The sequence below is a fragment of the Microcoleus harperi Pol14_C6 genome (genome assembly GCF_036701295.1).
In the GTDB taxonomy this organism is placed as follows: domain Bacteria; phylum Cyanobacteriota; class Cyanobacteriia; order Cyanobacteriales; family Microcoleaceae; genus Microcoleus.
The window spans coordinates 1-10031 of sequence record NZ_JAUBQN010000079.1; the positions used below are offsets into that span (position 1 = coordinate 1).

Annotated in this window: 9 protein-coding genes; 6 read left to right on the plus strand and 3 right to left on the minus strand. The window is 45.7% G+C overall.

Features of this window, described 5'->3' with window-relative positions; all coding sequences use genetic code 11:
• The first annotated feature begins 206 nt into the window (after nt 1-206).
• Nucleotides 207-1196, plus strand: coding sequence for a calcium-binding protein (locus QUA27_RS26560; protein ID WP_333071969.1), 990 nt, complete (start codon nt 207-209; stop codon nt 1194-1196).
• A 153-nt stretch (nt 1197-1349) separates the two neighbouring features.
• Complete coding sequence (locus QUA27_RS26565; RefSeq protein WP_333071970.1) at nt 1350-2396, plus strand: calcium-binding protein; 1047 nt, start codon at nt 1350-1352, stop codon at nt 2394-2396.
• A 104-nt stretch (nt 2397-2500) separates the two neighbouring features.
• Here QUA27_RS26565 and QUA27_RS26570 read toward each other — a convergent pair whose 3' ends face one another.
• Nucleotides 2501-2977, minus strand: coding sequence for an ankyrin repeat domain-containing protein (locus tag QUA27_RS26570; protein ID WP_333071972.1), 477 nt, complete (start codon nt 2975-2977; stop codon nt 2501-2503).
• A 36-nt stretch (nt 2978-3013) separates the two neighbouring features.
• On the opposite strand from QUA27_RS26570, the gene QUA27_RS26575 reads away from it, so the two are divergent.
• Nucleotides 3014-4297 (plus strand): glycosyltransferase family protein, encoded by a 1284-nt coding sequence (locus QUA27_RS26575; protein ID WP_333071973.1) that lies wholly within the window; start codon nt 3014-3016, stop codon nt 4295-4297.
• A 142-nt stretch (nt 4298-4439) separates the two neighbouring features.
• On the opposite strand, the gene QUA27_RS26580 is transcribed toward QUA27_RS26575, so the two are convergent.
• Both QUA27_RS26580 and QUA27_RS26585 read right to left on the minus strand, forming a co-directional pair.
• On the minus strand, nt 4440-4610 hold the full coding sequence (locus tag QUA27_RS26580) for a YqaE/Pmp3 family membrane protein (RefSeq protein WP_333071975.1): 171 nt from the start codon (nt 4608-4610) through the stop codon (nt 4440-4442).
• 39 nt (nt 4611-4649) lie between these two features.
• The gene (locus tag QUA27_RS26585) at nt 4650-5594 is read right to left on the minus strand and encodes a fused MFS/spermidine synthase (RefSeq protein WP_333071977.1); all 945 of its coding nucleotides are present in this window, start codon (nt 5592-5594) and stop codon (nt 4650-4652) included.
• A gap of 150 nt (nt 5595-5744) precedes the next feature.
• On the opposite strand from QUA27_RS26585, the gene QUA27_RS26590 reads away from it, so the two are divergent.
• The 3 genes from QUA27_RS26590 to priA all read left to right on the plus strand — a co-directional run bounded on the left by QUA27_RS26590 (nt 5745) and on the right by priA (nt 9868).
• Nucleotides 5745-5987 (plus strand): hypothetical protein, encoded by a 243-nt coding sequence (locus tag QUA27_RS26590; RefSeq protein ID WP_333071979.1) that lies wholly within the window; start codon nt 5745-5747, stop codon nt 5985-5987.
• 223 nt (nt 5988-6210) lie between these two features.
• The gene (locus QUA27_RS26595; RefSeq protein ID WP_333071980.1) at nt 6211-7227 is read left to right on the plus strand and encodes a sensor histidine kinase; all 1017 of its coding nucleotides are present in this window, start codon (nt 6211-6213) and stop codon (nt 7225-7227) included.
• 79 nt (nt 7228-7306) lie between these two features.
• Entirely contained in the window at nt 7307-9868 is a 2562-nt protein-coding gene (priA, locus tag QUA27_RS26600; RefSeq protein ID WP_333071982.1) for a primosomal protein N', read from the plus strand.
• Nucleotides 9869-10031 lie beyond the last annotated feature (163 nt).

Consider the following 10031-nt stretch of genomic DNA (forward strand, 5'->3'; position numbering starts at 1 on the left):
AAATTTTAACTATTTTCTCACGCAACTCAATCGAATAAGGTTTCATTTTTTTCGCTTATGTACTAAATAGAGTGTATTATATATACATGGAATCTGCTGTAAAACAGGCTTAAAAATAATTAACTTGACATACTGAGTTAGTAGAGTTATTTATAGTGGGTCAAGTTTAACAGACAAGTAAGCAGACTAAGCTTGGAGCAATAATTATGACAAATTATGACATTTTTGACGAACCATACTACCTTGCCCAATATCCTTGGGTGAAACCGGCTATTGACGCAGGAGTTATCAAATCTGGACAAGAACACTTTGAAAAATTCGGTCAAGCCGCCGGCCTAACTAAAGTATCGCGGTATTTTGACGAAGCTACTTACCTCGCTGGCAACCCAGATATCGCTGCCTTAGTCCGCACCCCCAATAACCCAAATGCACCTTTTGCGACGGGCCTAGACCACTTTATCCAATACGGTTACGAAGAGGGTCGCACTCGTGTATCGCCTGAGTATGACGAAGCGTTTTATCTCGCAAATAACCGACAGTTGCAGCCGTTTATTCAGAATGGAACTTTTAAAAACGGCTACCAGCATTTCATTCAATTCGGCATCAAAGACGGTCAGTTTGGGACTTCATTTTTTGAAACAGAATACTTACAAAAAAATCCCGATGTTCGGCCTTTTGTCGAATCGGGAGCGTTGAAAACAGCTCGGGAACACTACTTCAATTTCGGCAAAAACGAGCCTAACCGATCCGCAACTTTTATCGGAACTTCCGGGAATGATGTGCTCACTGGCGTTGGCGTGGGGAATACCGAACTGATTGGAGTGGAAGTAGGTATCGATCCCCAAGACAATCGGCAGTATGAAAGCTTTGGAAGTGATGAATCTGATGTCCTGATCGGCGGCCCTGGGAAGGATACATTCGTACTCGGAGTTCCTGCTACCTCCGGTACTCCCACATCCCGTAGCCTCTATGAGGGTATCCCCGGTATAGTTACAATTCGGAACTTTGATAAAGACAATGACAAGATCCAGTTGGCAGGCTCACCCGCTACCTACAGAACAAGTGGTGGTGGTAACGAGTTGTTAATCCTAAGCCCAGGATCTGACACAATTGGTAGGATTGAGGGGGGAGGAGATTTAGTCGTGTCTACAATTCAGCAAAACGGGAACGACACTTTCTACTTATTCCTTAAATAACCGGAACCTCGGTTATCTCTTTCTCAATTAACATGGTAGGTGCGTTAATAACGCACCCTACTGAACTTGGAAAAAATGACCCGATCGGGTATTGTGTAAGTTCCAGATGATTGATAAATTGCATAAACAGCTAATTAAAGCGATCAGAAAAAAATGGCTAACTACGCAATTTTTGACGAAAAATACTATCTTGCTCAATATCCTTGGGTCAAACCGGCCATTGATGCAGGAGTTATCAAATCTGGAAGAGAACACTTTGAAAAATTCGGTCAAGCTGGCGGCTTAACTAAAGTATCGCGGTATTTTGACGAAGATACTTACCTAACAGGCAATCCAGATATCGCTGCGTTAGTCCGCACTCCCAACAACCCAAACGCCCCTTTTGCAACCGGGCTAGACCACTTTATTCAATACGGTTACGAAGAAGGTCGCACTCGCGTATCGCCTGAGTATGACGAAGCGTTTTATGTAGCAAATAACCGACAGTTACAGCCGTTTATTCAGAATGGAGCTTTTAAAAACGGCTACCAGCATTTCATTCAATTCGGCATCAAAGACGGTCAGTTTGGGACTTCATTTTTTGAAACAGAATACTTACAAAAAAATCCCGATGTTCGGCCTTTTGTCGAATCGGGAGCGTTGAAAACAGGTCGGGAACACTACTTCAATTTCGGCAAAAACGATCCAAGCCGCTCTGCGACTTTTATCGGAACTTCCGGCAATGACATGATTGCCGGTCCTGGGGTGGGGAATAGCGAATTAATTGGAGTTGAAGTAGGTTTACGTACAGGTAATGGCTTTGGCGAGGGCCGAGTGTATGAAAGTGACGGTAGCAATGAATTCGATACTCTCACTGGCGGTAGCGGCCGCGATAAATTCGTACTCGGAGACCCTATAGAAGGCGGTAAAAGTTCTCCGCCCGGAAGCAAAATATTCTATATCGGGCCGGGTTTTGCGACAATTCGGAACTTTACGAAAGGTCAGGATAGCATCCTGCTAGGAGATGTGTTTTTACCTTCCTCAGATCTATACTTGATATTGCCCATCAACAACAATCGAGATTTAGCTATCCAATACACAGCTTCACCATTCGCTGTTCCCGGAACGGCTCAGTTTGACACGATCGCTGTTATTGAAGGTGGCGGAAATCTCAACTTGAATTTATTACCAGAATCTAGAACTAGATTTTCACTGGCGTAGAAATCTCGAAGCTATTGGGATTTGGCTTGGGCTGCTGGGGAGTGCGATAATTAATTGTACGCTCCAGAAACCGGGTTTATCGAATAAACCCGGTTTCTAAGTCTTTAATGGCGATCGCGCGCTAGCTTCAAAACCTCAACAGTATCTTTGTGACCCTCCGAAGACGCCCAAATTAACGCAGTCCAAGTATTATTATCCTTAGCTTTGATATCAGCTCCTTTATCGATTAAAAATTCCACAACTTGAGTGCGCCCGCTACCTGCTGCACTCATCAAAGCCGTCAAACCAAAATTAGTTTTAGCATTCACATCCGCCCCCGCCTCCAGCAAAAGCTGTACAATCTCCGTATGTCCGGCAGCAGCGGCACTCATTAACGGCGTCCACCCGTCATTATCCTGACTGTTGGGCCCGGCACCTGCCGCCAGCAATTTTTTGACGATCGCCGAATTGCCAGCCTCAGCCGCAGCCGTCAAAGCCGTCGCACCTTCCTCATCTTTGGCATTGATATCTGCACGCTGTTCGATCGCACTTTCTACAGCGGCAGCATCACCCGTCTTGACGGCATCAATTAAATCTGTCATAACTTCTCCCTTGTATCCTCTCAAATATTAAATCCTATGACAGTCGATATTTTAATCCTCTCCAACGGCCCCGGAGAATTGGCAACTTGGGTGCGTCCCGCCGTGCAAGCTTTGCGCCAGCAATTGGGAAACGCGGGCACTCAAGCGCGGATCTCTGTGGTGCTGTCCCCCTGTCCGCACGCCACCGGAAAAGAAACAGAAATCGCGTGTTCCTACCCAGAAGTTGACAGAGTTCAAGCACCGGAGCATTTTTTTCCATTCCTATTATCTGGCAAAACTGCTGAAAATTGGGATTGGTATGAAACAGGAGTTGTTTTGTTTTTAGGTGGCGATCAGTTTTTTACGGTTGTTATTGGCAAAAGACTCAAATATCGCACTGTTATTTATGCTGAATGGGACGCGCGGTGGTATCGCTGGATTGATAAGTTTGCGGCGATGAAACCACAAGTTTTTGCTAAAATTCCCCAAAAATATGCTCATAAATTTACAGTTGTCGGAGATTTGATCGCAGAAGTAGGGAACGGGAAATCGCGCAGCATGGCGGGCACGGGGGCACCGCCCCTACGGAAAATAGAATTAATTGGATTGTTGCCCGGTTCTAAAGCTGCGAAATTAGCTTTAGGTGTACCATTATGTTTGTCGATCGCCCAATCCATCCACCGCATCCGCCCTGAAACTCGCTTTGTAATTCCCGTTGCTCCTACCATAGATGTGCAAACTTTAGCACGTTTTGCCGACCCCAAACAAAATCCTTGCCTGCATTTATTTGACAACGCTACCGCCGAACTTCAGTTAACAGAACGGCCGTTTTTGCAGACAGCAAATAACTTGCAAGTAGAACTCTGGACGCAGACGCCCGCCTACGATTTGCTATCAGAATGCAGTTTGTGTTTAACTACTGTGGGAGCGAATACTGCAGAATTAGGTTCGTTAGCCGTACCGATGATTGTTTTGATACCGACGCAGCAATTGGATGCAATGAAAGCTTGGGACGGATTACCGGGATTGCTGGCAAATTTGCCGTTAGTTGGTTCAGTTTTTGCTACGGGGATTAATTGGCTAATCTGGCAATTGGGAAAGGGAAAGCTTTATGCTTGGCCGAATATTTGGGCACAGGAAGAGATTGTGCCGGAGTTAATTGGGAAGCTGGAACCGGAGGTAATAGCCGGGTTGGCGATCGACTATTTGAGCCATCCTGATAAATTAGCACAAATGGGCGATCGTTTGCGTGCGGTTCGAGGAGAATCAGGGGCGGCGAAAAAAATTGCTGAATTGGTTTGTGAAGAAATTGATGTGCAATCTAATTGTCATAAAAATTAGATTTTTTTATTTTTAACCGCAGATGTCGGCAGATAAACGCGGATGAACACAGATTTAATACAGATTAATTAGTGGAAACAGGCAAAAGAAAGTTTATTTTCTCTTGCCTGTTTATTATCCCAAAACTGGATTTGATCTCAAGTTAAGCTCGATCGTGCTTAGCAATCACCCAAACAGCGTGAATGATACCGGGAATAAAGCCCAAAAACGTGAGAACCAGGTTGATCCAAAAATCAGTACCGATGCCGACAGTCAAAAATACGCCCAGAGGGGGAAGAAAAATTGCAGCGACTATGCGAATTAAATTGTTCATCTCAGTTACTCCAAACGAGTTTTCTCTTTCAATTTAACTTCACTGACTGACTGAACCTTTCCCGAAAAACTTAGGCGGTGCAGCCATAGTGTAAACTTCGGTTTCAGCGGCGATTACCTGCCGCAAGTGACCGGGAAGCTGCATCAACCCCAACAGTGTAATTCCGTCGAACATCCGCAACCCACCAGTTGTTTTCTCGGCGAGTAATTTGTCAGTAACTGCGGGTTCGGGCCGCGTATTTATTTCTTGATTAGAAGCTATCGCAAAACCCCAAGGAGCTCCATAAGTAGAAATAAAGCTGGTGCAGGATTGAACATTGGAGAAAACAGATTTCAGGGTATTCACAATGCGAGCGTGCATTTTCATTTCTGCCGGAGAAACGGGGCCTGCTTGCACTACGAAATATCCGTTAGGTGACATTACGCTGCGAACTTTCTCAAAATACTCCTTGGTAAACAACTGGAAAGATGGGCCTTCTTCAATGGGATCGGACAAGTCAGAAATGACAATATCCCAATCTTTCTCTGTGTTGTCTAAATAGTCCAAAGCATCGCCGATTACTACTTCGCAGCGGGGGTCATCAAAGGCATTTTGGTGCATTTCGGGCAGGTGTTCGCGGCAAGCTTCTACTACTTCGCCGTCAATGTCGATCATCACGACTTTTTCAACTGTTTTCCAGCGCAGCACTTCTCTAATTGTAGCTCCTTCTCCGCCACCTAGAACGAGGACTTTTTTGGGTGAACCGTGACAAATCATGGCTGGGTGCACCAGGGGTTCGTGGTACAAAAACTCGTCGCCTGTACAAGATTGCCACTTACCGTCTAAAACTAAGCCTTTGCCGTAAGTACCGGTCTGAACTACGTACATTTCTTGATAGGCTGTTTTCTTGTAAGCGAGCACCGCGATGACGCCGTGAACGTAAATATCCCAAGGGGTAATGTACTCGCTCATCCAAAAATCGGCACGAACTTCGCTACCTGACATCAATTACTCTCCAAATATAAACGGCTGTGTCGATGTTGTCACAAGTAGTAGTTATTAGCACAAAATGGTGCGGGTGTGTGAGTACGATCGACACATTAAAGTGAGATTTCTCAGCAATGCTATAGTGTGATTGCGTTCTGGGAGAGAGCAATGAGCTTGTTACTTGAGATTGCTTGTGCGCGAGCGCGCGCCCTGTCGATCGCAGTTTTCCCGTCGCCCCGGAGTCCGATCGCACTCACATTTAATATTTTCGCTTTGCATTGCCGACGGGTTTTGTACAAAGGTTGTCTGAATCGGGCAATTTTTCGCGCTGGGCCCGCCTTTATAAGTTTGCGATCGCCCTGCTTATTTACCAATAATCGGATGAAAACCCTGCAAATGCGAGAGCTCTGAATCAAAGTAGCGATCGGTTTTAACCAGATTTGTTATTAATATGTTGACATTTTGAAGGTATATTAGATAAGATTTTTAGATCTACCAAAATAAAATAAGTGTTGAAATTTTCGGACACAATTGACGAGGCGATGTGTTCCCCAATTGTAACTAGGTAAAGGGTGCAACTAAAATTTCTAATAAAACTGTTCTGACACTATTTAGAGTTTCAAAATAATAGCCGATGGAACCAAGAGACTGGGAAAAAAGAATCAAAGAGCTGGAAAAGGAAAATCGACTCCTGCGGGAAAAACTCGAAACTTCGGAAACCGAACGCAGCAAATTACAAGCCCTTAATCAAAAAAAAGAATCTTTGCTAAAAAAGCTCACAGAGGAATTTAGAGATTCCGAAAAGATTTTAAAAGCAAGAATGTCTACACTAGAAAAAGCTCTGGAAAATCAGCAAACAACGCAGATCAAATTGATCGAAGCCGAAAAAATGTCGGCTTTGGGCATTTTGGTAGCTGGTATTGCCCACGAAATCAACAATCCCGTTAACTTCATTTACGGCAATATTACCTATGTCAATGACTACGCAGCCGACATTTTAAAATTGCTCGCTATGTACCAGGATCGGTATCCCGAAATAGATGCAGAGATTGAAGCTTTTCTGGAAAAAATTGACATCGACTTTCTGCGCGAAATTGTGTTGACTTTACGGAACTTTGCGCGGGTAGATGAAGGTGAAAAGAAACCAGTTAACATTCACGAAGGAATTGACAGCACCTTGTTAATTTTGCAGCATTTAACTAAAGAAAAATTAGGTCAGTCGGCTATAAAATTTATAAAAAATTATGGAGCTTTGCCCAAGGTAGAGTGTTATGCGGGGCAATTAAATCAGGTGTTTATGAACATCATTAATAATGCTGTTGATGCCCTGCGGGAGCGAGAGCAAAAGTCTTCACTGGACGAGATAGAAGCAAACCCTATGCAGATGACAATTACTACTTCTATTATTTCAGAAACTTGGGCAAGAATTAGCATCAAAGATAATGGGCTGGGAATGAATGAATCTGTAAAAGCGAAAATTTTAGATCCGTTTTTCACCACCAAACCAGTTGGTCAGGGGACGGGCTTGGGATTGTCAATTAGCTATCAGATTGTTGTGGACAAACACGGCGGGAGGTTGGAGTGCATCTCCGCAATTGGAGAAGGGACTGAATTGGTGATCGAGATTCCGATCGCCAATTCCCGCAGCTAAGATCGATCGATCGAGCTAAACTGAGGGATAATGAAAACTCCCTTTGACTGCGGCTCCTCCTAGTTTGATGTGCAACCCTATGTCTACTGTCACTTTTGGTTTGTCAACCCCTATAGCGGCAGAGGCCGGGGCATCCTACGGCAGCAGCGAACCGCCACAGCGCCCCACCGTGCGGGCAGAGTGGATCGAGGTATTGGTGGACTCTCCTTTCAGGGTTGCGGGGGACTCGTCTGGGGAGGAAAATAAGTTATTTACCTATCGTTTACCTGCGGAACTTACCGTGCAACCAGGGGATATTTTGAGTGTACCCTTTGGCAGTCAACAGGTAGGCGCGATCGCGATTCGGTTCATTTCTCAACTGCCGCCAGACTTAGATCCGGCGCGGGTTAAAGATGTCGAAGATGTTGTCAGTACGGGATTTTTCCCACCGACTTACTGGGAATTGCTCGATCGCACTGCCACCTATTATTGCACACCATTAATTCAAGTAATTAGAGCCTCACTGCCGCCCGGTTTGTTAAGCCGTTCCGTGCGCCGAATTCGCTTAATTAAAAGTGCTATTTCTCCCAATGCCGAAACATTTCTCAATCCCGCCGCCAGTCAAATTTTGCAGTTGCTGCAAGCTCAAAAAAACGGCGATTACACTTGGCAATACCTCCAGCGCCAAGTTAAGGGAAGTTATCGGGGATTGAAAGATTTATTGAAACGCGGTTGGGTAGAAAGTTATTTAGAACCGCCCAATCCTCCCAAACCACAACTCAAACCGGCAGTGACATTAATTGCTAGTGCCTTTGTCACAGATTTAACCAAGCGGCAACAAGAAGTATTGGAAGTTTTGCGGCGCGGCGGCGGTGAAATGTGGCTGAACGATTTGCTGAGAATTTGCAGTGCGAGTTCTTCCGTTGTAAAAGCTTTGGAGCAAAAAGGTAGCGTTGTAATTGACCAAAGAGAAGTTCTCAGGGGCGATCGCGGAATTTCTCAATTGCCCGATGCACCGAAAACTTTAACTCATTTTCAAGCTCAAGCCTTAGCGTTTATTAACTCTTTTTCGGGATTCCGTCAAGTGCTGCTGCACGGCGTTACAGGTTCCGGGAAAACCGAAGTGTATTTGCAGGCGATCGCCCCAATCTTAGCCAGCGGCAAATCTGCCCTGGTACTCGTTCCCGAAATCGGCCTTACACCGCAACTTACAGACAGATTCCGGGCCCGTTTTGGCGAGCAAATTTGCGTGTACCACAGCGCCCTATCCGACGGCGAACGTTACGATACATGGCGTCAGATGCTGACTGGAACCCCACAAATTGTCATCGGCACGCGATCGGCCATTTTTGCCCCTTTACCTAACCTCGGCTTAATTATCCTCGATGAAGAACACGACAGCAGCTTCAAACAAGACCAACCAGCCCCGTGCTACCACGCCCGCACCGTTGCCAAATGGCGCGCCGAATTAGAAAATTGTCCCTTAATTTTAGGTTCTGCAACGCCAGCTTTAGAGACTTTGGTGGGGACGCGAAGAGATTATTACTCGTTACCAAATATCCATTATTTATCATTGCCCGATCGCATTTATTCCCGCCCGATGCCGCCTGTGGAAATAGTCGATATGCGCCAAGAATTGCGGCAAGGGAACCGCTCAATTTTCAGCGCTTCCCTGCAAAATGCCCTCGAACAATTGCGAGCAAGACAACAGCAAGGTATTCTATTTATTCACAGAAGAGGACATAGTACCTTTGTGTCTTGTCGGAGTTGCGGCTATGTGATGGAATGCCCGAACTGCGATGTTTCGCTTTCTTATCACCACGTCGGCGAAGCAACCGCAGAAGTGTTGCGGTGTCACTACTGCAACCACACGGAACGACACCCCCAAAACTGCCCAGAATGCAGTTCTCCTTACTTTAAAAATTTCGGTAGTGGCACTCAGCGAGTCGAACAGGAATTAACGAGATTGTTTCCAGAATTGCGGGCAATTCGGTTTGACAGCGATACTACTAGAAATAAAGGCGATCACCGCCGATTGTTAACGCAATTTGCTAATGGGGAAGCTGACATTTTGTTGGGTACCCAAATGCTGACGAAAGGGCTAGATTTAGCGGGAGTCACATTGGTGGGAGTTGTCTCTGCTGACGGGTTGCTGAACTTATCTGATTATCGGGCAAGCGAACGAGCTTTTCAAACATTAACTCAAGTCGCGGGCCGTGCGGGCAGAGGTGACGATCCGGGGCGCGTAATTATTCAAACTTACACTCCCGAACACCGGGTAATTCAAGCAGTTAGGCGGCACGAATATGCAGATTTTGTGGAAACCGAATTAGCAGAAAGAGCGGCGCTGAATTATCCACCTTCGGGGCGGCTGATTTTGTTGCGGTTGAGCAGTGTAGATGCGGCAGAAGTGGCAGTGACGGCGGTACAATTGGCGTCTGTTTGTCAGGAGTATATTGAGCGATTGTCTGTACCGGGCTGTGAGTTGTTGGGGCCTGCACCTGCGGCTATTATGCGGGTGGCAAATCGCTATCGGTGGCAGATTTTGCTGAAGTTGCCTTTGGATGAGTCGGTGGATTTGTCGGATTTGATCGGATTGCGCGATCGCACGCCCCGTTCTGTTAGTTTAACTATTGATGTCGATCCGTTGAATTTTGGTTGAGGGTTATTGGTTGGGTGGGGGCGGGTTTATATAGATTGTTAGTCAGCCTCAAATATGGTTGGTAAAACCCGCCCCTACCAGTTATCGTAGATACTGTCTTGACCTGTCAAGGGGTAGCAGTCAAATAATTGGGGTCGAAAGGCTTTTGGGATTTTAAAATCCC